Origin of the sequence: Nocardia aurea (assembly GCF_003123685.1) — a bacterium.
GTDB lineage: Bacteria > Actinomycetota > Actinomycetes > Mycobacteriales > Mycobacteriaceae > Nocardia > Nocardia aurea.
The window spans coordinates 33,503-55,934 of the sequence record NZ_QCYJ01000132.1; the positions used below are offsets into that span (position 1 = coordinate 33,503).

Genomic DNA, 22,432 nt, shown 5'->3' on the forward strand with positions numbered 1-22,432 from the left:
TAACCCGGCGATCAGTTCGATGACGATCCCTTCGATGGCAGTGCCCGGGACCGACGATGCGGGCGGCATTCGGCGACGTGATGGAACGGGAGTGCGGTGCGATATATCGTCGCAGGTCATGGGCCGTCATTTCTGATCGTGCAGTGCGGTGTGCCGGCGCGCAGCCTGTCGGTACCGTGATTTCGAGCACCGCTCCGGTCGACCGGCGGTCGCTGCGACGCCATGTCCTTGCTGGTTTGTGTGCGGGGCAGGTGCAAGTGCCCGGTCGGGTTTCCGACCGAGAGGTGGCGCCGAGATCGTGGGTGGGCCAGCAGCGGTGCGTTCCGGCTAAAGGGTCCGCTGGTCCAGGAGCAGTCCGAGCAGTCCTGCCTCGCGGGTCTGGGTGTCATACATTTCCCGGGCCGCTTGTTCGACGACGCCCGCGTCGATCAGCCGGTCGGCGGTTTGGGCCATCTGGATCCCGCCGTAGTGGTGGCGTTGCATCAGTGCCAGGAACAACACCTCCGCGTCACGGCCGCGGGCAGCGGCGAGTGCGTCCAGATCGGTCTGGGTGGCCATGCCCGGCATCGTCGCCGCGTGGGCGGGTGTGACGGTGTCAGACGGTGTGGCGGATGAATGCCCGTGATGCTGTGGCGGATCGGGGTGCATCCATGCCATGGGTTCGGGGTTGATGGTGGCGGCGCGGGCCATGCGAAGCCAGCCCGCCATCATGCCGATCTCGGTGCGTTGCGATTCGCCGATCTGTCGAGCCAGCACCGCCACGCTCGGGTCGACACCGAGGTCGAGGCGCTGAACCATCAGCACGGCTTGGTTGTGGTGGGCGAGCATGTCCTGGACGAAGCCGGTCTCGACCTCGTTCAGGACAGGGATCGCGGTCGACCGCTCAGGGGAGATGGCCGGGCGCAGGGCCGCGCCGAGGACCACCAGCAGCAAGGCCAGGCTGGCGACGGCTGCGGTTCGGATCCAGCGGGTGGGGTTCATGAGCCGATGTGGGAGTGCTGGTCGACGGGCGGGGTGTAGACCGTCGGGGACAGTTCCAGGGTGAGGAATCCGTTGTCCGAGCACGTGGTCCACAGTTGGTTGCCGCGCCATTCCGGTGGTGAGAAGCACCAGTCGGTGGTCAGGTCGGCGGTGAGCATCCCGGTGCGGTTGCTCAGGGCCTGGTCGAGATCGAAACGGCCCTCCACCATCGCCTGGAGGACGGTGGGTGCCGCCAGCACGGGCAGACCGAGGACCGCGGCGATAGCGTGTGAGGAGTTGGTGAGCAGGTCCTTGCGGTCGGCGCGCGCGGGTGGGTTGTAGTAGGCGATCTCGCGAATCTTCGTCGGGTCCTCCACGTTGAAGACACGGATGCCCGAGGAGGTCCATCCGCAGGCCAGCGCGGTCGGGTCGACGGGCCGGTCCGCGGCGCAGTAGTGGGCGTCGTAGCTGAACAGTGAACCGCCGCCCGATGAGGCCAGCAGAACGTCCTGGTTGTCGGGCAGGTTGATCTCGAGTTTGATCGTGTTGGTCAGTCGCGGGCGTGTCGGGTCGGCGACGTCGAAGATCTTCACCCCGCCCGAGCCTGCTTCGTTGACCGAGAACACATAAGGCACACCGTGATAGGTGACTGGGACGTTGTGCTGGGTGGCCCACCCGTCGGCCCAGGTGAGGTGCGAGCGTTGATGTACCTGCGGATTCGGGTCACGGCGCTGCACGTCGCCGATGTCCATGATCACCATGCCGCCGATGTTGTCGGCCAGGTACAAGGTGGTGCCGTCGTGTGAGAACCCCATGCCGTGCATCGACAGACCGGGCAGTCCCTGCCAGATCACGCGCGGGTTGGCGGGATCGGTGAGGTCGACGGCGCTGACCAGTCCCGGCGCGGTGCCCGAGGACCAGTAGGTGTTGCCGTCCGGGGAGAATCCGCCCTCGTGGCCGGTGATCGGCAGCGGCATCCCCAGATTCGTGCCGGGGCCGGGGTTGAGCAGGCGTGGGTGCGCGCAATCGGAGATGTCGTAGACCGACAACAGGCCCGCACCGGTCAGGAACGGCACACCGGTGCCGACCAGTAGTTTGCGGTGTTCGTTGATCTTGAGGCTTTCCCAGGTGCCTGCGCGCATGGCGGGCTCGTTCAACACCGCGGTCCGGGTCGGCGCGGTGGGGTCGGAGACGTCGAGCACCTGAACGCCCTGGGCCTCGCTCATGAGGTTTCCGGGGAAGGTGGTGCCGATGTAGGCGCAGTGTTCGAAGGTGATCGAGTTGATGCCTCCGCCCTGTCCGGCGTAGTTGCCCAGCATGCGCATGTTGCAGCTGTAGCCCTGGGCGCTGCGGCGGTTGCCGCGGTCGGCGGCCGGAACATCGCCTTGCAGACCGGTTTCGGGACCCGCCGCGGGATCGGAGCCGACGCCGCACACCGCGCGGGAGGCGGCGACGTCGCTCAACGCGTTGATCTCCTCGACAGTGCCGGGAGGCTGGGGTTGGGCCGACAGTGTCGCGGTCGGCAGGATCAGCACAGCGAGAGCGGCGGCGGCCGTCGCCGAGATGATGCGATGGCCGAGTGGTAGGTGTCGTGAACTCATGGGTGCCCCTCGACGATGAGGGAACCTTCCTGTCGATGGATGCCGGTCGCTGCGGTGTTCACGCGAGGGCGCCCGGCGGCTGTCAGTGGCGGCTGTCGGCGTTCAGTGGCGGCCTCCGCTCACCGAGCACACCAGCGGAGGGCTATCGGCTGGTCGCATACAGGGCCTTGATTTCTCGGGCGTGGGTGGAGGCGATGGCCGCGCGGCGCAGCTTCATCGTCGGGGTCAGTTCGGCGCCGGGTGTCCATTCCCGTTGCACGATCGCGAATTTCTTGATCTGTTCGACGCGTGCGAGGGTGGCGTTGGCGCGGTCGATCTGGTGGTGGATCGTCTCGATGAGTTCCGGGTCGTCGAACGCGCGTCCGCCCACGGCTGCGGGATCCAGGCACAGCAACGCAACCACGTAGGGGCGTGCCTCGCCGATCACGCAGACGTGTGCGATGAGGTTGCCCGCAGAACGCACGGCCATCTCGATATTGGCCGGGGACAGATTCTTTCCAGCGGCGGTGATGATGAGTTCCTTCTTGCGGTCCACGATCCACAGGAATCCGTCGTCATCGATGCGCGCGATGTCCCCGGTGTGCAGCCACCCGTCGTCGATGGCCTCGACGGTGCGATCGGGCTGGCCGCGATACCCGCGCATGACCTGCGGACCGCGCAACAGCAACTCACCGTCCTCGGCGGTCCGAGCGCGCACCGACGACAACGCCCGACCGACGCTCCCGACCCGCAGCGCGGCCGGGGTGTTGACCGCGACCAGACAGGAGGCTTCCGACATGCCCAGTCCCTCGCACAGCGGTAGCCCCAATGCCACGAAGAACGCCACCACCGCGGCCGGAGTCGGCGCGGCGCCGGTCACCGCCCACTCGATCTCACCGAACCCGAGACCTTCCAGCAGCGCCGCGCCGACGGTGGGGTCCGCGGCGACGTCGGCGAGCACGTCACCGGGGTAGCTGTTCTCGATCGCGGTCTTGAACTTCTCCCACACCCGCGGCACCGCCCCGAACACCGTCGGCTTCGTCACCACGACGCACGCGGCCAGATTCGCCGCCTCCGCTACACAGGTCAGGGTGTTGCCATAGGTCATGAACGCCGAATAGTGCGAGGTCCACCGATCGGCGACGTGCGCGGCGGGCAGGAAACTGACCTGCCTGCCGCCGCCGGAAACCGGAACCGCGGCGTGCACACCACGCAGCTGGGCCAGCATCCCGGCGTGGGTCAGCTCGACACCTTTCGGCGGGCCCGTCGTGCCCGAGGTGTAGATCAGAGTGAGCAGGGCGTCGGGATCGACCGGCTCCAACGACGCGAAGTCGAACCCGCACCGCTGCGCCGCCAACTCCGTCAGCAGGTCCGCGCATCCCTCGACCAATTCGTCGACCACCAGGATCCGCTCGATCGGCGCCCCCAGCGCCATCGCCGCACGCAGGACCGGCACGAACCCGGACTCGGCGATCACGATCCGCGCTCCCGCGTTCGACAGCACGTACTCGACCTGCTCGGGCGGAAGGGTGTTGTAGACGCTGAACGGGACCCCACCCACCAACATCACCGCACTGTCGACGATGTGGAACTGCGGGATATTGCGCATCATCAACGCCACCACGCAACCCTTGCCGACGCCCAGATCACGCAGACGCTCCAGCACGGCACCGATGCGTGCCATCGACTGGCTGTAGGTCCACGTCATGCCGGTCTCATACGAGCGCAGCGCGACCCGACCCGGATGCCGCCACACCGTGCTCAACAACAGATCACACATCGTGCGCGCGCCACCGAAGTCGACGGCCTCCGTTTCCGGGGTTGTGACCGGCACAATGATCTCGCTTTGCGATGGCATGGATCACATACTCGGCGTCGGTATCGACCGCCCGACACCCCCGCAAGTCGTGTCGTGCCCCCCTTTGGTGGCTATTTGTCGCGCGACGGTCCGCGGTGACATCTCGGAGGCGGTTCCATCGCCGTCTTCACCGTTTCGTAGAGTCACGGAGTGGCAGGTCAGAGTCCGTCCCTCGACTACGAGGGTCTTCTCGAGCGTCTGGTCGACGTCGTCTACGTCCTCGACACCGCGGGATATTTCCTCTATCTGAACCGGGCCGGGATCGAACTGTTCGGCCGACCGCTCGATGAACTGCTCGGCCGGCACTTCTCCAAGGTCATCGCCCCCGACGCACGACAGACTGCGCTCGACCACTTCCACCGCGGCATCGCCAACCCCGGAACCAGCCCGTACTTCGAGACCAGGATCCTGCGCCCCGACGGCCAAGTCCGCGAAATGGAGATCCACGCCGGAAGCGTCCTGCGCGACGGCCACATCATCGGCCGCCAAGGCATCGGCCGCGATATCACCGAAATCCGACGCCTCCAAACCGAACTGGCCGACAAGACCAGCCGCCTGGCCATCATCGAAGACCAACAACGCGCGGCAATGGACATCTACCGCCGACTCGGCTTCCTGAGCAGCCAGGTCTCCAGCCAACCTCAGCACATCGAACGCGTCCTCGACATCGTCGAGACCACCTTCAAAACGGAAGTCGCCCGCAACGCGGGAATGGACGACACCGACATCGCCATCATCGAACTCCTCGCCGACGGCTACTCCAACCAGGAAATCGCCGAACGAGTACACCTCAGCGTCTACACGATCAAAGACCGCGTCGGACGCATCATCACCCGCCTCGGCGCACGCAGCCGCGCCGGCGTCGCAACCCGCGCCCTCGCCGCAGGACTACTCCCCGCCCACCGACCCGAACCACACTGACCCACTCGCGCAGGTTGAAACGGTTCTCGTGCTGCGGCGCTCGAGGAGTACGGGGCGTTTCGGCGCACCATCCATCAGTGTCAGCGCCTGCTCGTGGCAGCCGTCGCACACCGCCACCGTGCTAACGCACGATCCGCAAACTTGTTGCTGCTCGACGGGATTTCGGGGACCCGCGCGGAGCGTTGCGCACACCGCACACGCGGCGGCAAGATCGGATTCGGGCATGACAGAACCCCTTTCGGCGGAAGTGGAAGGACAGTCGGGACCGGCGGCGAACGCCCGACCCAGCGCGGATGGCGGGCGGAAATCGCTGCGGGACAGCGCGTTCGCGGCAATGAATGGGTGGCGAGCGTCGGTCGAAGGCTGGCATTCGGAGGACGATGGCCTCGCGGACGATGTCGCCCGGTGCGGCGGTTATCGGGTGGCGGTGCAGTCGGGATGGTCGTGCAGGCAGGCGTGCACTGCGAACTGGGTGATCCCGCCCGGGGAGTAGGCGCCCAGGGCGAGTGCGCGAGCGATGGCGGTGCGGGCCGGTCCCTGGTGGCGTCCGCCGTAGAGGGCGTCGTCGCCGTGAGAGGCGATGATTGTCGCGGTGTCCACGGCGTTGCGTGCGCGCTGTTCGGGTGTCCATTCCCGCATCTCGGCCAGCATCAGCGGCACGAGGAACAACAGGAAATCGGCCAGGTTCTCCATGAACGGATCGCCCTGACCGACGTGCGGATCGCTCACCCGCACAACGCGTCCCGGCAGACCCGGGAGCGGCGCGGTGCTGTCATCGGTGGGCGGTGGCGGTGTCATCTCCGGACTCCTTCGGCAGTGGGATCGGCGGCAACGGCACGTCGGGGCCCGGATGCGGGTTTGTTCCGAGGTGCTCGCGACCTGGCGGGCACGGGACAGAAAGGTGAAATAGTGCGAATGAGTGCATGTATTGGGTGTGTGCTGGACCGCGGAAGTCGGTGGGCTTGGAGGTGCCTGGTGGTCAATCGGTTCGGGTGTGTCCGGCGCGTGGTCGGGTGCGTGAGCGAGGGCTGTGGGAGGTCTCAGCTGACGGAGACGCCGTAGCGGTCGCTGCCCTTGCAGGCGGTGATGTTGAGGAAGAAGCGTTGGTCGAAGTAGTCGGTGGTGATGTCGCTGTTGTCGTGGTTGTAGGCGTTGGCCAGCGCGCGCAGTGCTCGGCCCAGATCGCGTAGGGCCGGGCTCGGCCAGTCAGCGACATGGCCGGTGTGGTGGCGGTCTTCGCGTACCCATCCCCATTCGTCGGGAATGTCGCGGATCGTGATGGTGATCGACCCGTGCCTGGAGGTGGTGACGGCGAAGCGGATCTCGGCGGGGGCGTCGCCGATGGGGTCGTAGAGCTTCATCTCGCCCTGCTCGCCGATCTTGCCCGCGACCTTGCGCAGGGTCTTGATCTCCTCCCGGATCGCCTTGGAGATCACCGAGGTCGCACAGAAACGAGGGACCTCGCTGTACTTCGCGCCATACCAGGTGGGATCGATGTATTCCGAACGCGCGGGGGTGTCCTGTTGGTCGCGTAGTCGTGCCAGTATGGCCCGCGCGGCTTCACGTTCGTAGTCCGGAGTCCGTGGGTGATCGATCAGGGCTTTGAGGGCATCGAGCCTGCCAGGGCGAGACCCGGTGGTCGAGGGCATGGAGAGTCTCCTTACCGGGAGTCCGAGGGTCAATCGATGGTGATGCCGACGTCGGTGGCGGCTGCGGTGGCCAATCGTGCGATCCGGGGCAGGGTCGTCGGTGGGAGAACACCCTCGTAGACGGCATCGAGCAGTCGGGCGGTCACGTGCCCGGGATCGGCCTCGAGTGCGATCGACAGCGCGTTCTGGGCGAGGACGGTCTCGCCGCGTAGGAATGCGCTGTAGCACAGCAGGACCGCGGGATTGGCGCGGTGGGTTCCGGTGAGAACGCGGGTCAACAGCGTCCACAATGCCTCGGCCTCGTGGGCGTGCTCGCCGGTGGCGGTCGCGGGCAGGCACTGCGACACCGCCGGAATACTCAGCACCGCACCCAACCGTGCGAGATCGGGCGCGGTGAAGGTGGCGCCGTCGGCGAGAGTGGCGATGGCGTGCAGGACGAGTTCGAGGTCGCGGCCGTCGTAGCCGGACTCTTCATCCTCGTGTTGCACTCGGGCGCGGCGTCGGAACACCTCGGCGAGTGCCTCGGGAAGCACCGCCGACACCATGTCGGCGAGCGCGGGATCCGGAGCCGATCCGGCTCGAGGGAACAGCGGGTCGGGCGCAGTCATCAAAACTCCCTCCTGGTGGTGGAATGGCAATCGGGTGGGCCTACGGCTTCGGTGTCGTGGGGCGCGGTTACAGTGGCCGGTGGGCCTGGGGTTCGGCAGGCCCGTAGTGTCGGGTGACTTGTGGGGAGTCGTTGTGGCCGTGATGTTTTCCTGTCCGACATGGTGCGTCGACCACCGAGACCCACCGCCGGGTGATCCGCGGGATGGGGGGACGCACTACGGTGCGGAAGTCGCGGTCAATCTGTACGATCACCTCGCGTTCGACACGACACGCCAGGTGTGGATCCAGTCGAGCGCTCACGACGGTGAGGGGCACCGCCAGTGTGTGATCGGTGTGATCGACCCGCACGGCGTGGGCGTCGAGTTGCGTGCCGTCGACGCGCGCCGAGTCGCGCGGATCCTGATCCTGGGCGCGGATCTGGTGTTGGCGCCTGTTGACGGGGATTGTCCGTCGTGGTGCCTCGGTCATACCGAAGTCGGTCACGAGCTCGGTCTCGTGGCGGTGGAGCATCGCGGACCGTTCATGGTGGTGCGCCACCCGCATCCCTACACATGCGGTGTCGCGATCGCGGTGCGAGTGAGCGCGTTCGATTCCGATGATCGTCGCGAGTTGTGTCTGGAGTTGATCACCCACGGGCTCGCCACCGACCTGACCGGGAGCGAGGCATGCAAGATCGCTGCTCATTTGCTCAACGCTGCCGACCAGATCGACGCCGGTTAACCACCCCGCCGTCGCCCTGTGAAGACCTCACCGAGCGCACGCCTGGTGGCGTGAAAGTGGCGTAGCCTGGTGGGCGGACGGATCAGCGGGCTGACTCAACGAATGTTTGTGAGGTTCAGCGATGTCGTCGCGTCGTCTGCCGCGGTCTCCGCGGAATTCTGCATCACCGGAACTGGTCGAACGTCTGGAACGCTCGCGTGAACGGGTGCGTCAGCGCCGCGTGCTCGCGCGTCAACGTGAACAGACGATCGCTGCTGCGGTGCGGCGTTATCTGCAAGCGTGGCAGGCGATCACGGAGCGTGAGGCCGCTCGTGATGGTGAGGTCGCGGAGCTGCGTGATCGGATCAGCGCGGTCCAGGATCGTGCCACCGAGGAGATCAGGCGGTTACGTGCCGAGCAGGCCGCGGTCGCCGCACTGATCCGTGACCAGGGCCAGAGCGACGACGACGTCGCCGACCTACTCGAGATCACGCCGAAGCAAGCCCGCCAACTGATCAGCACGGCACACGCACACACCAGCGACCCTCGGCCATCGCGAGGAAGCTCGCAGGATCGCCGAGAACGAAAGCAGGCTCCTCCGGAATCAGGAAGCGGAGAAGTCCCCACAACCGGTGCTGATTTCGGGACCGGCCCCCTCGATCGAGGCTTGCCTGATTGACCCCTGCACGGGGTGTTCGTCCCCGTGATGTCGGGTTACAGGTTGTGGTAGCCCGCCGCCTCCCACACCAGCCACCGGAACTGCTGCGGGGTCACCGGCTGCCGGGCGGGCACACCGGGGGCGGGGGAGTACGGCCAGAACGCGAGACCGCAGCGGTGGCAGTAGAACCCGGCCGCCCACACGGCGTGCGCGCGGGGCCGACCGGCCGCAATTCGGGCGTTGAGGCGGCGGCGACTTGCGGCGCCCAGCAACAGGGCAGCCGCTGGAATGCCCACCGTGAACGGGACCGCCATCGTCGCGATAAAAGTGACGATGCCGTGAGGATTTTCCGGGCGCAGAAACTCGAAGATACTCCCGAGGGAGATCAACGGCAGGATCAGCAGCAGCACACCGAAAAACGTGAGACGGCCCGTGCGAACCTGAGCGGGACCACGGTCGAACACGCGAGCCAGCGCGCTGGTGTGGGTGCGTTGCATGGTCGCGGTACCGACCACAGGCACCAGTCCACCGGCCGAGACACCGACCCCGGAATACAGGCCGGACCCGTCGCTCGTAGACAGGCCATCGGCGCACAGAGCGGGGACGCTCTGCACCAGATCGAGCCGATGGCATTGCGGGCAGGTGATGTCGAGGTCCATTCGAGGATCCCCCTCCGAAACAATCGCGCCAGGAGGGCGCGTCTGTGGTGCAGGTGCCGTCAATAGATCTTCTCCTTGGTATCCAAGCGGTTGCTGGCTCTGTTGTCGAGGGCTGAACGACCTCTGATTCATGGAGATTCCTTCGGAATCGAGTCGGTGAGCGGGGTTGTAGATCAGAACGGCGCCGCCGCGCGCTCCTGGTGACCGATCGGGTCGCGCACGGACATTCAGCGGCACAGCTAGACAGTCGTGCAGGACCGGCTATGCGTGGGGGTTTGGCGCAGGGATGGGGTGGCGCCGAAGTTGTCGTATGCCTGAATGTCTTCCGGCAACAAGGGATGCGCGGCTCGGGCCTCGCCAGCGAAATGCGGACGAATTGGTTGCTGGCAGAGCTGCTTTCACTGGCGACTGTGGTCAATCACACCATTCGGCCAGATGTGATCGCGCCTCGGAGGCGGCAAGTTAGACAGCGATGGACACATTGGCGAGTAGGGGCGCTGGTCCGGAACTGCACTACACGGTGGAGTTGCGCTGGTGTACCGAACCTCAGGCATGGTGGAAGACCCGACACCTCGGTAGCCCGATCCAGATCGCCGCTGCACTCGATGAACTGGTCGTACGAATTCACCTCGACCCCGCCGTCGTACGGGCGTGCCGATCAGGAGCGGCGCAGGTCTGCTACCGGGCTGTCGGCTGGCAGAACCACGAGATCGTCGAAAAGCCCACCGAAACAATCGGTCTCACGGATCTTTCCGACGTGCTGCATAGCCACGCCTCGGCCCTACGCGAGATAGCAACGATGAACGGCTAGATATGTCGTTCGTAGGAATAGCCGCTGGATTGCCTGTCGAGCAGTTGATCTTCGACGGTGGCTGTCGGGGCGCTGAAACTCTCGCACGGACGGCATGGACCATCCCCGCGTACGCGGGGCCGACACTCGCATCGGCGCGACGTCGCTGGTGGCAGCTACCGTTTACGCTCTGGCCTGCACGGGCACGTCACATGCCCAGCTGGCGGCGTCGGATACCTATGTCGCACTAGGTAGTTCTTATGCGCTGGTCCCGGTATCGCCCCGGTACTCGACTTAGCATGCCGACGTTCGGGTCGCAACTACGCCCATCAGCTGGCTTCCGCGCTGGAGCTGAAACTGACCGACGCCTCCTGCGGGGGAGCGACTACCGCCAATATTCTCGCAGCACCACAGCGGTTGCCCAACGGCGACACTGTGCCCGCCCAGATCGATGCTGTCGCCGCCGACGCCCGCCAGGTCACCATCACAATCGGCGGGAACGACCTCGACCTGAACGCGTTGCTTCTGGTCCAGAGCTGCGGCCCGCTGATCGCGGACGTTGTACCGCCACTGGCCGATGCCGCTGCCAGAGTTTGCTCGGCAGCACCAGCACGCCCCGGCCCACCGCGACCGAGTTCGCCGCCGTCGAACAAGCTCCTCACAGAGATCGTGCGCACCGTCCACGCGAAGGCGCTGAGAGCCACCGTGCTGTTCAGTACCTTCGGTCATCAACGCCACGAGCGCTATCTGTTCAGAGGTTTCTCTCGGCGTCGACGATGCCGCCGCATACCGCCACGCCTACGACGTACTTCTCACCGCGACCCGGGCGGACGCTCTGACCACCGGGCCACTGCTGTCAGCCTCCTGGATGCCGAGAACCACACCAGTTGCGACAGCGAACCCCGGACAAACGGTCTCAATAGTCCGTTCGCCGAGAACTCCGACGGACCTGGCAGCGACGCCAACATCGTCGAGCGACTCTTCAGTCATATCACCCGAATTTGGACGGCATGACAGCCATCAGTCAGTATCCGCGGCATATTCTCGGCGCGTAGAAGCAGCCGGACTTTCGATAACCGCCACGGTCGACCCGCCGCTGTCCAGTCCGCGATTTCGATGCGTCGGCGAGCCGTCCGCGACATGACACCGTGCGTTCTCTATCCACGGCAGCCAGCTGTAGATCTCGCCGCACTGGAGGATGAAGTCGTAGCACACAGCCACGCCTTCGATTTCACGTGCCAGGTGAGATGGTCTCACCAGGAACCGGCTAATCGACTCTGGTGCGTCCACCACGCCTCGCCGGTCTGCGGGCACGAACGGGGTAGAGAGGTCGAGTCCGCTGCCCCTCCTTGCTGGAACGGCCATGGCCTGGGTGTGTCGGGGTTAGCGTCGGATGTCTCGGACTCGGAGGACGCGATGAGCACGATGTGCATCACCCCGATAGCGGCAGCCGCGGCGGTGACCGGACTGTTTCTGGCTCCTGTCCCGGCCGCGACCGCGGACACGACGACAGCGACGGTCACCTCGATCGTCGACGGCGACACCGTCAGTGGCGGCCCAGCCGCGGTCGCCGGGTGACTGCGGCGCGTGGTTATCGTTGTTCGGGCTGGAGTCCGAGTTGTCGGTGGATGTGGTGCTGCACGGCCGCTGATTCCGGGGTGGCCAATACACCGCCCATGGCCCAGTCGTGGATTGCGCCGTTGCGCAGGACGAAGGTGAAGGTGCTGTCGGGGGCGGAGTCGGCCTTCTGTCTCAGTCGGAGAGCGTCGGCGGCAAGGAGGTCGAGGTTCCCGCTGTGGCGACTGATCCGGACGCGCGTGGTGATCCTGCCCATCACAAAACTTCGACGCCTCGGCGGTGATCTGTGGGGTGCGGAACAGCGGGCGCAGCAGGACACGGCGGGGACTCGGCGTCGACCGGTACGGTCCCCGGAGGCAGTCCGGACATCATCGCCAGTCCATACCGAGGTAGTGCTGGGCGGCCGGGTCAGGTTGCTGCAGATAAGGCCGAGAACTGTCCGTCCGGAGGAGCCTCCAACGAGGACAGCCGCGGTGGGAGCGGCGGTTCCCCTGACGGAGACCACAGCGGTGGAGGCGGCGGTGGAGGTGGCAACCCGGGTGGATGCGGAGGCTTCCACGGTTCAACCCAAAGTTTCAACGGTGGAGGTGGTAGCGGGGGTGGCGCAGGCATGTCACAAAGCGCAGGTATGGACACAGAAATCGCCACCACCGCAACATCTTCGGGCGTCTGCCGTGACCCTGATATCCCAGCCCCCTCGACACGCCATGGCTCAGTGGTCATCTGCTTCGAACACGGCCCGGTCCCGCTGGCTGTTGAGGAGTGGATCAGTTCACAGTCCTGAATCGTGAGTTCGCGCCCACCCGGCGGAAACTCCGGGTCAGCGATGTGGTGTCGCGCCGCTTGATCAGTGCAGAAGGCCGCCACCGTCGTAGGCCACTGACTGGCCGGTCATCAGCGCACCGTCGTCGGAGGCCAAAAAGGCAACCAGCCCTGCGAATCTCGCGGGACTAACATATTCGCGGATCGACTGCTGGGACATGGTGCGCGCGAAGTCCTCGTGGTCGGAGTGCTCTCGAGTACCGGGTGTGGCCACCTGGGAGGGCATCACAGCGTTGACGGTGATGCCGTGCTCGCCCAGTTCCCGAGCCATGACTCGGGTCATACCGATGAGCGCGCCCTTCGAGGCTACGTAGGCGAGTTGTCCGGGTGCTCCGGTGAAGAAGGTTCGGGACGTCACGTTGATGACCCGCCCGCGGAATCGGCTGTCACGCAGGTACGGGAAGCAAGCCTGTACTAGGCGAAGGGCGCCGACCGCGTTGACGTCGAAGAACCGCATCATCTGCTCGGGGGTGGCGGTGAGCAGGCTATCCCGTCCCGACAACAGGCCCGCGTTGTTCACAAGTATGTCCACAGTCCCGAATTTGAGAACGGTCGCGGCGACTGCGGCCGCGATATCGTTGTCGTCGGTGACGTCGCAGCGAAGCGTGGTGATCGCGTCGGGTGGAATGACCGGAGGTTGCCGATCCAGTGCCACGACGTGGGCACCGTCATGGCTCAGTCGCTCGGCGATGGATGCGCCCAGCCCCCCGGCCGCTCCGGTCACGATGGCGACTCGTCCGTCGAGCGTGCGCATCTTTGTACCTTCCGACAAGTTGTGCGGCGTCGGGCCGGGGGCACATCGGAGCGCCACACCGGCCCGAGCACGAGTCAGACCTTCGCGGCTGTGCGCCAGCCGGGCTGATAGTTCTCACGGGCCACTGCGGAGAACGGCGCCGGGCTCACGACGGCCCGCACTGCCAGTTGCTCATGCGGCTGAACTGTGGTCTTGCGAGAGCCGCCGTTGGGCTCACCCCAGACGACCCGCACTTCGGCACCCAGCGGGACCTCAGGGTCGATGGTTGCCAGCGACAGCGCCCGCCGTTCGTTGGCGCTGTAGCCGGTGAACAGCGAGAGCCCTATGGCGTTGCCGTCGGCGTCGATGACCGAGTCATAGTTCGACGAGCCGTAGTTGGCGTTGGGCAGGTCGAAGAACTGGTAGACCGGCCCGTCCAGGTCGACAGGAGAGGCCAGCAGCTTCGCGACGTCGTCCGCGTTCCACGACAGGGTCACCTTTCGCCGTTGGGTCTGCGGCGCAAGCGCTTCGAGCGCATCACGGCCGATGAAGTCGTGGTCGAACTTGACGAACCCGCCGTAGCCGAGCTCCCACGGGTTGAGGTAGTAGTCCTTGATGTCGCCGGAGACGAAGCTGCCGGCGAGTGCGTTGGTGGCCTCGTAGCTGTCGGCGCCCAGCCACTCGCGGTAGCCGCGCAGCTCGTCGCTGGTGTAAACAGCAGGCAGCGGCGACGGGATCCAGCCTGACTCAAGGGTATTGCACGAGTAGGCGCGCGCGCCAGCGGCCTCGATTCCGAATTCGCGGCCGGCCTCGAGGATCGCCTCCCGGATCTTCTCGTAGCTGGTGTAGGGTCCCCAGATCTCAAGGCCAGGGGCGCCGGCCATGCCGTGACGCAGGGTACGGACACGTTCGCCGGCGATGTTGATGTAGCCCATACGGAAGAACCGCACCTGCTCGACCGTGCCGCCGTGCAGCTTCTCGATGATTTCCCAGGCGCGCGGGCCCTGGATCTGGAAGCGCCACAGGTCGCGGGTCACCTGCTTGCCGTACGGACGCGACGGCGAGCGCGGGTCCAGGTGCAGTTCCACGTCGTAGCCCTTGGTGGCCTGATAGGTCAGCCAGTTGGCGACAGGGGCGCGGCCGACGAAGGTGAGTTTGTCCTCGGCTTCCCGGAACAGGATGCCATCGCCGATGACCCCGCCCTCCGGGGAAACCGGCACGAACTGCTTGGCGGTGTTCACGGCGAAGTTGGCCACGCTGTTGATTCCGGTGTCAGAGATCAGCTTCAGCGCGTCGGGGCCGGAGATGAAGAGGTTGACCATGTGGTGGCTCTGGTCGAACAGCACCGCGGCCTCGCGCCAGGCCGTGACCTCGCGGCGAAAGTTGCTGAACTCGGAGGGGACCACCGGGTAGATGTATGTTCCCAGCTGGGAGTTGCGCAGGAGTTCGACGGTGTTGCCTGCTTTGTCGAGTACTTCCTGCAGATTCTGCGGGCTCATTGCTTTCCGTTCTTTTGGGATGGCCCGGTAGTAAAAGTGACTACCGGTGATGCTCGTCGGCCGAGACGTACTCGACTCCGAGTTCCGCGAGCGTGTCGCGCAGTCCATAGCGATCGAGGCCGAGTTCACCGCTACGGAACGCGCGGCGAGACGCCTCCTCTTTGGCGAGACGTCGCTCCGCGAGTTGTCGGGCGCGTGCTACGTCGCCGCGCGGGACGACCATGACGCCGTCATCGTCAGCGAGGATCGCGTCACCGGGGGTGATGAGCTGTCCGCCGATGCTGACCGGAATGTTGACCGAACCGGCTGTGGCCTTCACCGTGCCCTGAGCGCTCACCGCGGACGACCAGACCGGGAAGTTCATGGCATGCAGTTCGGCGACGTCACGGACCCCGGCATCGATCACGAGGCCACGGACCCCACGGGTCTGCAACGCGGTCGCGAAGAGTTCGCCAAACATCCCGTCCGAGCTCGGTGAGTTGGTGGTGACAACGAGCAGATCTCCTGCGGTGCACTGCTCGATCGCGGCATGGATCATCAGGTTGTCGCCGGGCCAGCACAGGACGGTGACAGCGGTCCCGCCGATCCGAATGCCGGGGAAGATGGGCCGCAGCCGTGGCCCGAGGTAGCCGGTGCGTCCGAGCGCTTCGTGCACGGTGGCGACGCCGTGGTCGGCGAGGGCCTCCACCGCATTGATCGGCGCGCGAGGAATGTTGGTGACGACGACGTTCCTCATGACAGATCCGCCGTGACCTGGGGATATACGCGCATGTACGCCTCGCCCATTGTGTTGTGTGCCAGCCCGAGATTGGGGCCCGCATTACGCTTGAGCTGGACGCCGCGGCGCACAGCCAGGTCGGTGTAGTAGTCCCACATGTGCTGTTGAGCGCCCATGCACTCCATCGCCTTGCGCTTGGCCTCGAACGCGGGGCTGATGTCGAGCAGCACGGTCGGCTTGAAGTCGCACTGTTCGGGCTGGTGCGGCTCGAAGAAGAAGACCGGGGGAGCGCCCAGTGGCTCCCCCGGGGCGTCGTAGCCGACTGCCTGCGCGAGGATACGAGCCTGCAGAGCCATCCGGGCTGCAGCCGGGTGGTCGCCGTTGTACGGGTCGACCAGGGGGTGGGTGAGCACCACCGCAGGATCGACGTCGCGGAACTGGTGCACGAGCCGGTCGGTCAACTCCTCAGACTCACGCAGAGGGTAGTCACCGGCGTCGAAGAACTCGATCTCGGCACCCAGCGCAGCAGCGGCTTTCTCAGCCTCCGCACGCCGGATCGCCTTGATCTCGTCGAGCGTCTTCCCGGCCCTCCACGCCTTCGCCGACTCGCCACGTTCACCGAAACTCAGACACACGACCTTCGCCCTGTCCCCACGGCTGGTCGCGAGGGCGATCGCGCCTCCGGCACGCCAGACGAAGTCGCCAGCGTGGGCGCTGACCACCAATAAGGAACCCATCCGGTCACTCCTCGCATCGACATCGACTTCGACCTCGACGTTAGGGGGCCTCAGAGCGGCTCAGCAGGTCTCGGCGTCCGGTATTTACTACGTCATTCCGCCGATGCGGGTATGCATTCCGACCACGGGAGCGGCGACATCACACCGTTCCGGGCGACGGCTGCCTTTTCTATCGTCGAAACGATGAATACCCGACAACTTCGGGGGCGGGGAGAAACGCTCGATGAAATCGAACGGCTTCTGCTAGAACAGACGATTTCGCCCGCAAGCCAAGGCAGTTCGCGGCTCGATTCCCGCCAGCGCACCCTCGATCTCCTGAATGCGCTGAATAGCCCGCAGGAGGAAATGCGGACGATACACGTCGCGGGCACGGCGGGTAAGGGCTCGGTGTGCTTGTTTCTGACGGCGCTGCTATGCGCCCATGGTTTCCGCGCCGGAACCTATACGTCGCCACACGTTCATTCTCTCCTGGAGAGATTCCAGATCGACGGTAAGTTAGCGGAACCGCGCCGCCTGGCACCTGTGCTGCGCGCTGTGTTCGCGGCGGCCGAGGAAGGCGATCGCGAGCTGGGCGGCTTGACAATGTTCGAGGCGGCTACTGCCGCTGCCTTCGAATTCTTCCGCCACGAAGACGTCGACTACGCAGTCATCGAAACCGGAATCGGCGGGCTGCGGGACGCTACCAACACCGTGCGCAGAAACGACAAGCTGGCCGTGATCACCGCAATCGGCCTGGACCACACTGAGGTCCTCGGCAACACGCTGGCCGAGATCGCGGCGCAGAAGGCTGGGATCCTGCCGATCGGAGGCATGGCGGTCGCGCTGGACCAGCGATCCCCCGAGGTACTTAACGCACTGCGTGCAGCGGCCCGCCAGCGGTGCTGCACGTTGCACCTGCTGGCGGTGGGCGACTGTGACGAGGTGCTGGCCGAAGTCTTCGATCGCGGAGAAACTGTGTCGGGCCTCCAGAAAGTGAACATGGCGTTGGCGATTCGCGCTGCCCAGAGACTGGCTGATCGCGACGGTTGGACTCTCGACCCCGATCGCGCCACGGCGGCGCTGCTCGATGTTCGGCTGCCCGGAAGATTCGAGACCCGGATATGGCAGGGGCGGCAGGTTGTCCTCGATGGGGCGCACAACCCCCTCAAGGTGGCGTTCCTGGTCGACGCGGTGGGTGAGTGTTGGCCTGACCAGCGACCGGTGTGGGTGCTCGCGGCGAAGGCGGGCAAGAGTGCAGAGCAGATGCTGCACCTGCTGGCACCCGAGGCCGAATCGGTCATCGCGACCGAATTCTCGACCTACGGCCGCCGGGCCGGCCGCGGAAGCGCGATCGCTGCCGAGGACCTCGCTGAACTCGCACGCGAGGCTGGAGGTTTGTCGGTTTATGCCGAGCCCTCGGTTGCCGCAGCACTGCGGAGGGCGGTCGCCTGTGCACCTCCCGAGGCGCCGGTTGTGGTGACAGGGTCCTTCTTCACCGTGGCCGATGCCGCGGAGGTGATCGGATGACCGCCAAGCGAGAAGCGTGGGCGCGCTTCGACGACTTCTTCGCCGGAACCGCTTGCCGGTTTCCGCGGATTCAGTCCGAGATCGTCGCGCACCGCCCGGATCAAGTCGCGGCTGCGCTGGCCGAAGTCGAGCGCGTCAGCGCCGAGGGCCTGTGGGCCTTCGGGTTCGTCAGTTACGAAGCGGCCGCAGGTCTGGATCCGACGTTGCCTGTGCATGAACCCATCGAAGGCTTGCCGTTGGTCTGGTTCGGTGTCTCCGAGGCGCCCGAGCGCGTTCCACTGGTATCCCGGTCCGGCGGTTCCGCATTCGCGCTCGAACCCTGGCGCTACGAATGGACTCGCGAACAGCACCGTCGCGCCGTCGACGCGGTCCACCGCCATATTGCCGCAGGCGAAACCTATCAGTGCAATCTGACCACTCGCTTGCACACCGAGTTTGTCGGTGATCTCGGCAGTCTGTACAGCGATGTCGTCCATGCACAAGGCGGCGCTTACAACGCCTACCTCGACACCGGCCGCTTCGTCGTCGCTGGTGCGAGCCCGGAGTTGTTTTTTGAGACCTGTGACAATCGCTTGCTGATGCGTCCGATGAAGGGCACAGCACGACGCGGCGCCACCGAGCAGGAAGACGCTGAGCGTGTGCGAAAGCTTCGAACGAGTCCGAAGGAACGCGCGGAGAACATCATGATCGTTGACCTGGTCCGCAACGACGTAGCCAGGCTCGCCGTTGTCGGCAGCGTCTCTGTTCGCTCTCTGTGCCAAGTCGAGACCTACCGCACCGTGCACCAGATGACCTCGGAGGTGACGGCTCGCCTACGGCCCGATGTGGACCTGCTCGACATCTTCCGCGCACTGTTTCCCTGCGGGTCGGTTACTGGCGCGCCGAAAGCGCGCACGATGAGGCTGATCCGCGACCTGGAGCCGAGCCCGCGCGGTGCCTATTGCGGCGCAGTCGGGGTCGTGGCACCGATCGGCACACCGACCCGCTTCCGTTTCAACGTGGCGATCCGGACCGTGCTGGCTGACCGGGCACGGGGCACTGCGGTCTATGGCACCGGAGGCGGAATCACCTGGGATTCGGTGGCGGCCGATGAGTACGCAGAACTGCAGGCGAAGTCGGCCGTGGTGACAACTTCACCCGTTGAGCAGGAATACATCAGTGCGCCTGCCGAGATCGGTCATTTGTCGCAGACAAGTGTGCCTTGATGCCGGACGAATACTGATCGGCGTTGGCCTGTACTGGAACCAGCGGTAGCCGAACTTGCCGCTTTCTGAGCATCGAGGCTCGGACCCCGGTCCGGCCAGAGGAGGTAGACGACATGGGAGTGGAAAGTCTCGAGGCTGCGGTCGTGCGTGCGGGATCGCCGGTCGAACTGCTGCGCAATTCGACTGTGCGGCCGATGACTTTTCCGGTCGCGCCGGAATTCACGAACTGGCGCTCCGAGCAGCAGGCCTGGCGGACCTCCTGCGCGCTTCTCGACCAGTCACACCACATGACCGACCTGTACATCCAGGGACCGGACGCCATTCGGCTGCTGAGCGATTTCGGTGTAAACACGTTCGCCAATTTCACACCCGGTAAGGCCAAGCAGTATGTGGCGGTAAACGCCGACGGCTACTTCATCGGCGACGCGATTCTTTTTCATCTCGAAGAGAATCTGCTCGACGTAGTCGGCCATCCCACGGTCCTCAACTGGCTGCAGTACAACGCCGAGGCCGGTGGGTACGACGTCACCCTCGAACGCGACGAGAACTCCTACGATCGCCCGTCGGGACCTCCGAAGGTCTACCGGTACGAGCTGCAGGGGCCCTCGGCCAAATCTTTGGTCGAGAAGCTCACCGGTGCGCCCGTCCCGGACGTCAAGTTCTTCAACATGACCGAGTTCACCATCGCGGGTAAGCAGGTACGTGCCCTGCGCCACGGGATGGCCGGACAGCCCGGGTTCGAGCTCTTCGGCCCGTGGGAGGAAGGCGACACTGTGCTCGCCGCGATCCTGGAGGTCGGTGAAGAGTTCGACCTGGTCCGTGCCGGTGCGAAAGCGTACTCCACGGCCAACCTGGAGTCCGGGTGGATCCCGACCGCGGTGCCTGCGATCTTCGGATCGGAGATGAAGGGCTACCGCGAGTGGCTCGGCGCGCAGTCGCTCGGTTCGCTGGGCGGCAGCGAGGATTCGGCTGACATCACCGACTACTACGTGACGCCCTACGACATCGGGTACGGCCGCACGGTGAAATTCGACCACGATTTCCTGGGGCGCGAAGCCCTCGAACGCATTTCCGCTGCCCCTGCCAAGCAGAAGGTGACGCTGGTATGGAATCCCGAGGATGTCGCCGCTGCGGTTCGTTCCCTGTACGAGCCCGGCACTCCGGCGAAGTACATCGAACTGCCGAAGGCGCGCTACGCCTTCTTCCAGGTCGACAAGGTGCTGCAGGACGGCAAGCAGGTCGGGCTGTCCCTCGATCTCGGCTACATCGTTAACGAACAGGATTTCGTCTCGCTTGCGACCGTCAACCGTTCGGTCGCCGAGCCGGGAACGCAAGTCACGGTGCTGTGGGGTGAGGAGCCCAACTCTGGCAAGCCCGCCGTCGAGCCTCATCGCCAGATCGAAATCCGGGCGACGGTCGCGCCGGCGCCGTACGTGCAGGAAGTTCGTGACACCTACCGCAAGTCCTGACCGGACCGGTCGGACGAATCGAGGAAAAGATGCTGTACTTCAACAACGACACCGCCGGCGTGCGTCGGAAGTCGAATTTGGCCGAACTCGTGCGCAACATGAGTTACGAGGTGATGCCGTTCAAGAAGACCGAGCAGGATGTCGTCGAGCACGTTCCCACAGAGGTCCCGCTCACCGTGACGGTGACCGAAGCCAAGGGCATCGATACGACGCTTGCTCTCACCGAACGTCTCGCCGGGCACGGCTACCGCGTGTCTCCGCACCTACCTGCCCGGCAATTCGTCGATGAGCGTCATGTCGCCGATGTGATCGCGCGGCTAAGCGATTCGGGAATCACCTCGGTATTCGTGATCGGAGGTGACGCGCCGAAGCCTGCGGGCAAGTTCGGTGAGGCCCTGGGGTTGCTGCGCGCGATGGACGAGATCGGGCACCCCTTTGACAGCGTCGGCATCGGCGGTTATCCGGAGGGGCATGCGGCGATCTCGCAGTCGGCGTTGGATCTGGCGCTCGCGCATAAGTCTTCGCACGCCACCCGCGTGCTCACCCAAATCTGCTTCGACGCCGACGCCATCGGCGCGTGGGGCGCCGACATCCGTGTCAAGGGCGTTGATCTGCCTGTCTACGTGGGTATGCCGGGCCCGGTGAGCCGGCAGAAACTGATTCGCATCTCGGCCGGCATCGGGCTCGGACAGTCCGCTCGATTCCTGCAGAAGCAGCAGAGCCTGATCTGGAAATTCTTCATGCCGGGTGCCTACAACCCGACCAAGCTTGTTCGTCGCCTTGGGGTGGCCGCTCCGAAGACGACGAACAACATCGCAGGCCTGCACATCTTCACCTTCAACGAGCTCCGCGGTACAGAGGAGTGGCGACAGCAGATGCTGGCCTCCCTTGGGAAGGATGATCGCTCATGAGCGCCGGTCTCTCCGCCGACTACGGCCGGCTGATCGTACAGGGCGATGACCAGCCCGGCATCGTGGCGGCGGTCTCCGCAGCCCTGACCCGGCAAGGCGCGAACATAGTGTCCCTGGACCAGACCAGCAGTGACGGCGCGCAGGGAAGGTTTTTCCAGCGCACCGTCTTTCACCTGCCCGATCTGTCGGTGAAACTCGATGAGCTCCGCGCGGAGTTCGAAGATCAACTGACCGGCTCATTGGATCTGGACTTCCACTTGGTGGAGGCGAAGCGTCGCAAACGTGTGGCGATCATGGTTTCCAAGACCGACCACTGCATGCTCGACCTGCTGTGGCGTCAGCGTCGTGACGAATTGCGCATGAGCGTCCCGATGGTGATTTCGAATCATCCGGAGTTGGGCGACGACGTGCGGCAGTTCAACATTCCGTTCTTCCACGTACCGGTCGAGAAGGGGACCAAGTCCGTTGCCGAGAAGGAGCAGTTGAATCTGCTCAAAGGCAACGTCGATCTCGTAGTCCTTGCCCGCTACATGCAGGTGCTCTCGGGAGATTTCCTCGCAGAGGTGGGAGTTCCGGTGATCAACATCCACCACAGCTTCCTGCCCGCGTTTATGGGTGCCGGTCCTTATCAACGTGCAAAAGAGCGCGGGGTGAAGTTGGTCGGTGCCACCGCCCACTATGTCACCGAGGACCTCGATGAGGGACCGATCATCGAGCAAGACGTCATCCGGGTCGCGCACGGAGACTCCACGGCGGAACTGCAGCGCAAGGGTGCCGATGTCGAGCGTCTGGTGTTGTCGCGCGCCGTCTCATGGCACTGCGACGACCGGGTCATTCGGGACGGCAATACCACCGTGGTGTTCTAGGAGGC

At 65.2% G+C, this 22,432-nt stretch carries 23 protein-coding genes; 11 read left to right on the plus strand and 12 right to left on the minus strand.

Features of this window, described 5'->3' with window-relative positions; all coding sequences use genetic code 11:
- Positions 1-327: 327 nt before the first annotated feature.
- From DAT37_RS35405 to DAT37_RS35415, 3 genes are all read right to left on the minus strand, one after another.
- Positions 328-981, minus strand: a complete 654-nt coding sequence (locus DAT37_RS35405) for a DUF305 domain-containing protein (protein ID WP_109529304.1) — start codon at positions 979-981, stop codon at positions 328-330.
- Entirely contained in the window at positions 978-2,561 is a 1,584-nt protein-coding gene (locus tag DAT37_RS35410) for an LVIVD repeat-containing protein (RefSeq protein ID WP_109529305.1), read from the minus strand. The genes DAT37_RS35405 and DAT37_RS35410 overlap by 4 nt, the downstream gene beginning before the upstream one ends.
- A 142-nt stretch (positions 2,562-2,703) precedes the next feature.
- Positions 2,704-4,398: an AMP-dependent synthetase/ligase gene (locus tag DAT37_RS35415; protein ID WP_109529306.1), complete on the minus strand. Its 1,695-nt coding sequence runs from the start codon at positions 4,396-4,398 to the stop codon at positions 2,704-2,706.
- Between the two features lie 150 nt (positions 4,399-4,548).
- Between DAT37_RS35415 and DAT37_RS35420 the strand changes: the two genes are divergently transcribed.
- Entirely contained in the window at positions 4,549-5,319 is a 771-nt protein-coding gene (locus tag DAT37_RS35420; protein WP_109529307.1) for a helix-turn-helix transcriptional regulator, read from the plus strand.
- 414 nt (positions 5,320-5,733) lie between these two features.
- Here the strand turns inward: DAT37_RS35420 and DAT37_RS35425 are convergent, their stop codons facing one another.
- From DAT37_RS35425 to DAT37_RS35435, 3 genes are all read right to left on the minus strand, one after another.
- Positions 5,734-6,117, minus strand: a complete 384-nt coding sequence (locus DAT37_RS35425; protein WP_109529308.1) for a hypothetical protein — start codon at positions 6,115-6,117, stop codon at positions 5,734-5,736.
- Positions 6,118-6,359: 242 nt separating this feature from the next.
- Entirely contained in the window at positions 6,360-6,968 is a 609-nt protein-coding gene (locus DAT37_RS35430) for a hypothetical protein (RefSeq protein ID WP_109529309.1), read from the minus strand.
- A 29-nt stretch (positions 6,969-6,997) separates the two neighbouring features.
- Complete coding sequence (locus DAT37_RS35435; RefSeq protein ID WP_109529310.1) at positions 6,998-7,576, minus strand: DUF4192 domain-containing protein; 579 nt, start codon at positions 7,574-7,576, stop codon at positions 6,998-7,000.
- Positions 7,577-7,718: 142 nt separating this feature from the next.
- On the opposite strand from DAT37_RS35435, the gene DAT37_RS35440 reads away from it, so the two are divergent.
- Positions 7,719-8,297 carry a DUF6907 domain-containing protein gene (locus DAT37_RS35440; protein ID WP_408637482.1) on the plus strand — a complete coding sequence of 193 codons (579 nt, stop codon included), beginning with the start codon at positions 7,719-7,721 and terminating at the stop codon, positions 8,295-8,297.
- Positions 8,298-8,418: 121 nt separating this feature from the next.
- Complete coding sequence (locus tag DAT37_RS45085; RefSeq protein WP_109529312.1) at positions 8,419-8,955, plus strand: hypothetical protein; 537 nt, start codon at positions 8,419-8,421, stop codon at positions 8,953-8,955.
- A gap of 35 nt (positions 8,956-8,990) precedes the next feature.
- Here the strand turns inward: DAT37_RS45085 and DAT37_RS35450 are convergent, their stop codons facing one another.
- On the minus strand, positions 8,991-9,593 hold the full coding sequence (locus tag DAT37_RS35450; RefSeq protein ID WP_109529313.1) for a hypothetical protein: 603 nt from the start codon (positions 9,591-9,593) through the stop codon (positions 8,991-8,993).
- Between the two features lie 472 nt (positions 9,594-10,065).
- Here DAT37_RS35450 and DAT37_RS35455 point away from each other — a divergent pair, with 472 nt between their 5' ends.
- The 3 genes from DAT37_RS35455 to DAT37_RS44495 all read left to right on the plus strand — a co-directional run bounded on the left by DAT37_RS35455 (position 10,066) and on the right by DAT37_RS44495 (position 11,961).
- The gene (locus DAT37_RS35455) at positions 10,066-10,404 is read left to right on the plus strand and encodes a hypothetical protein (protein WP_109529314.1); all 339 of its coding nucleotides are present in this window, start codon (positions 10,066-10,068) and stop codon (positions 10,402-10,404) included.
- Between the two features lie 255 nt (positions 10,405-10,659).
- Positions 10,660-11,397 (plus strand): GDSL-type esterase/lipase family protein, encoded by a 738-nt coding sequence (locus tag DAT37_RS35460; protein WP_109529315.1) that lies wholly within the window; start codon positions 10,660-10,662, stop codon positions 11,395-11,397.
- Between the two features lie 402 nt (positions 11,398-11,799).
- Entirely contained in the window at positions 11,800-11,961 is a 162-nt protein-coding gene (locus DAT37_RS44495) for a hypothetical protein (protein WP_157978851.1), read from the plus strand.
- A 13-nt stretch (positions 11,962-11,974) separates the two neighbouring features.
- Here DAT37_RS44495 and DAT37_RS35465 read toward each other — a convergent pair whose 3' ends face one another.
- The 5 genes from DAT37_RS35465 to DAT37_RS35485 all read right to left on the minus strand — a co-directional run bounded on the left by DAT37_RS35465 (position 11,975) and on the right by DAT37_RS35485 (position 16,470).
- A complete protein-coding gene (locus DAT37_RS35465) occupies positions 11,975-12,217 on the minus strand; it encodes a hypothetical protein (RefSeq protein ID WP_109529316.1) in 243 nt (80 codons plus the stop codon).
- A 591-nt stretch (positions 12,218-12,808) separates the two neighbouring features.
- Complete coding sequence (locus tag DAT37_RS35470; protein ID WP_109529317.1) at positions 12,809-13,537, minus strand: SDR family NAD(P)-dependent oxidoreductase; 729 nt, start codon at positions 13,535-13,537, stop codon at positions 12,809-12,811.
- Between the two features lie 74 nt (positions 13,538-13,611).
- Positions 13,612-15,015 carry a vanillate/3-O-methylgallate O-demethylase gene (ligM, locus tag DAT37_RS35475; protein ID WP_109529318.1) on the minus strand — a complete coding sequence of 468 codons (1,404 nt, stop codon included), beginning with the start codon at positions 15,013-15,015 and terminating at the stop codon, positions 13,612-13,614.
- 40 nt (positions 15,016-15,055) lie between these two features.
- Positions 15,056-15,751 (minus strand): 4-carboxy-4-hydroxy-2-oxoadipate aldolase/oxaloacetate decarboxylase, encoded by a 696-nt coding sequence (locus DAT37_RS35480; RefSeq protein WP_109529319.1) that lies wholly within the window; start codon positions 15,749-15,751, stop codon positions 15,056-15,058.
- On the minus strand, positions 15,748-16,470 hold the full coding sequence (locus DAT37_RS35485) for a PIG-L deacetylase family protein (RefSeq protein WP_109529320.1): 723 nt from the start codon (positions 16,468-16,470) through the stop codon (positions 15,748-15,750). Before DAT37_RS35485 ends, DAT37_RS35480 begins: the two co-directional genes overlap by 4 nt.
- Before the next feature lie 111 nt (positions 16,471-16,581).
- Between DAT37_RS35485 and DAT37_RS35490 the strand changes: the two genes are divergently transcribed.
- The 5 genes from DAT37_RS35490 to purU all read left to right on the plus strand — a co-directional run bounded on the left by DAT37_RS35490 (position 16,582) and on the right by purU (position 22,427).
- On the plus strand, positions 16,582-17,976 hold the full coding sequence (locus DAT37_RS35490) for a bifunctional folylpolyglutamate synthase/dihydrofolate synthase (RefSeq protein ID WP_109529321.1): 1,395 nt from the start codon (positions 16,582-16,584) through the stop codon (positions 17,974-17,976).
- Positions 17,973-19,181 (plus strand): aminodeoxychorismate synthase component I, encoded by a 1,209-nt coding sequence (gene pabB / locus DAT37_RS35495; RefSeq protein ID WP_109529322.1) that lies wholly within the window; start codon positions 17,973-17,975, stop codon positions 19,179-19,181. Before DAT37_RS35490 ends, pabB begins: the two co-directional genes overlap by 4 nt.
- A gap of 113 nt (positions 19,182-19,294) precedes the next feature.
- Positions 19,295-20,650, plus strand: coding sequence for an aminomethyltransferase family protein (locus tag DAT37_RS35500; protein ID WP_109529323.1), 1,356 nt, complete (start codon positions 19,295-19,297; stop codon positions 20,648-20,650).
- A 29-nt stretch (positions 20,651-20,679) separates the two neighbouring features.
- Positions 20,680-21,561 (plus strand): methylenetetrahydrofolate reductase, encoded by an 882-nt coding sequence (locus tag DAT37_RS35505; RefSeq protein ID WP_198654591.1) that lies wholly within the window; start codon positions 20,680-20,682, stop codon positions 21,559-21,561.
- Positions 21,558-22,427, plus strand: coding sequence for a formyltetrahydrofolate deformylase (purU, locus tag DAT37_RS35510; RefSeq protein WP_109529324.1), 870 nt, complete (start codon positions 21,558-21,560; stop codon positions 22,425-22,427). Before DAT37_RS35505 ends, purU begins: the two co-directional genes overlap by 4 nt.
- Positions 22,428-22,432: the final 5 nt, after the last annotated feature.

What these genes read in the sequence shown, in the direction of transcription:
- DAT37_RS35500 (WP_109529323.1), top strand. Translation starts at nt 19,295, where the DNA reads ATGGGAGTGGAAAGTCTCGAGGCTGCGGTCGTGCGTGCGGGATCGCCG.
- DAT37_RS35490 (WP_109529321.1), top strand. Translation starts at nt 16,582, where the DNA reads ATGCATTCCGACCACGGGAGCGGCGACATCACACCGTTCCGGGCGACG.
- purU (WP_109529324.1), top strand. Translation starts at nt 21,558, where the DNA reads ATGAGCGCCGGTCTCTCCGCCGACTACGGCCGGCTGATCGTACAGGGC.
- DAT37_RS35405 (WP_109529304.1), bottom strand. Translation starts at nt 981, where the DNA reads ATGAACCCCACCCGCTGGATCCGAACCGCAGCCGTCGCCAGCCTGGCC.
- DAT37_RS35425 (WP_109529308.1), bottom strand. Translation starts at nt 6,117, where the DNA reads ATGACACCGCCACCGCCCACCGATGACAGCACCGCGCCGCTCCCGGGT.
- DAT37_RS35505 (WP_198654591.1), top strand. Translation starts at nt 20,680, where the DNA reads ATGCTGTACTTCAACAACGACACCGCCGGCGTGCGTCGGAAGTCGAAT.
- pabB (WP_109529322.1), top strand. Translation starts at nt 17,973, where the DNA reads ATGACCGCCAAGCGAGAAGCGTGGGCGCGCTTCGACGACTTCTTCGCC.
- DAT37_RS35440 (WP_408637482.1), top strand. Translation starts at nt 7,719, where the DNA reads ATGTTTTCCTGTCCGACATGGTGCGTCGACCACCGAGACCCACCGCCG.
- DAT37_RS44495 (WP_157978851.1), top strand. Translation starts at nt 11,800, where the DNA reads ATGAGCACGATGTGCATCACCCCGATAGCGGCAGCCGCGGCGGTGACC.
- DAT37_RS35465 (WP_109529316.1), bottom strand. Translation starts at nt 12,217, where the DNA reads ATGGGCAGGATCACCACGCGCGTCCGGATCAGTCGCCACAGCGGGAAC.
- DAT37_RS35455 (WP_109529314.1), top strand. Translation starts at nt 10,066, where the DNA reads ATGGACACATTGGCGAGTAGGGGCGCTGGTCCGGAACTGCACTACACG.
- DAT37_RS35485 (WP_109529320.1), bottom strand. Translation starts at nt 16,470, where the DNA reads ATGGGTTCCTTATTGGTGGTCAGCGCCCACGCTGGCGACTTCGTCTGG.
- DAT37_RS45085 (WP_109529312.1), top strand. Translation starts at nt 8,419, where the DNA reads ATGTCGTCGCGTCGTCTGCCGCGGTCTCCGCGGAATTCTGCATCACCG.
- DAT37_RS35435 (WP_109529310.1), bottom strand. Translation starts at nt 7,576, where the DNA reads ATGACTGCGCCCGACCCGCTGTTCCCTCGAGCCGGATCGGCTCCGGAT.
- ligM (WP_109529318.1), bottom strand. Translation starts at nt 15,015, where the DNA reads ATGAGCCCGCAGAATCTGCAGGAAGTACTCGACAAAGCAGGCAACACC.
- DAT37_RS35450 (WP_109529313.1), bottom strand. Translation starts at nt 9,593, where the DNA reads ATGGACCTCGACATCACCTGCCCGCAATGCCATCGGCTCGATCTGGTG.
- DAT37_RS35415 (WP_109529306.1), bottom strand. Translation starts at nt 4,398, where the DNA reads ATGCCATCGCAAAGCGAGATCATTGTGCCGGTCACAACCCCGGAAACG.
- DAT37_RS35480 (WP_109529319.1), bottom strand. Translation starts at nt 15,751, where the DNA reads ATGAGGAACGTCGTCGTCACCAACATTCCTCGCGCGCCGATCAATGCG.
- DAT37_RS35470 (WP_109529317.1), bottom strand. Translation starts at nt 13,537, where the DNA reads ATGCGCACGCTCGACGGACGAGTCGCCATCGTGACCGGAGCGGCCGGG.
- DAT37_RS35430 (WP_109529309.1), bottom strand. Translation starts at nt 6,968, where the DNA reads ATGCCCTCGACCACCGGGTCTCGCCCTGGCAGGCTCGATGCCCTCAAA.
- DAT37_RS35410 (WP_109529305.1), bottom strand. Translation starts at nt 2,561, where the DNA reads ATGAGTTCACGACACCTACCACTCGGCCATCGCATCATCTCGGCGACG.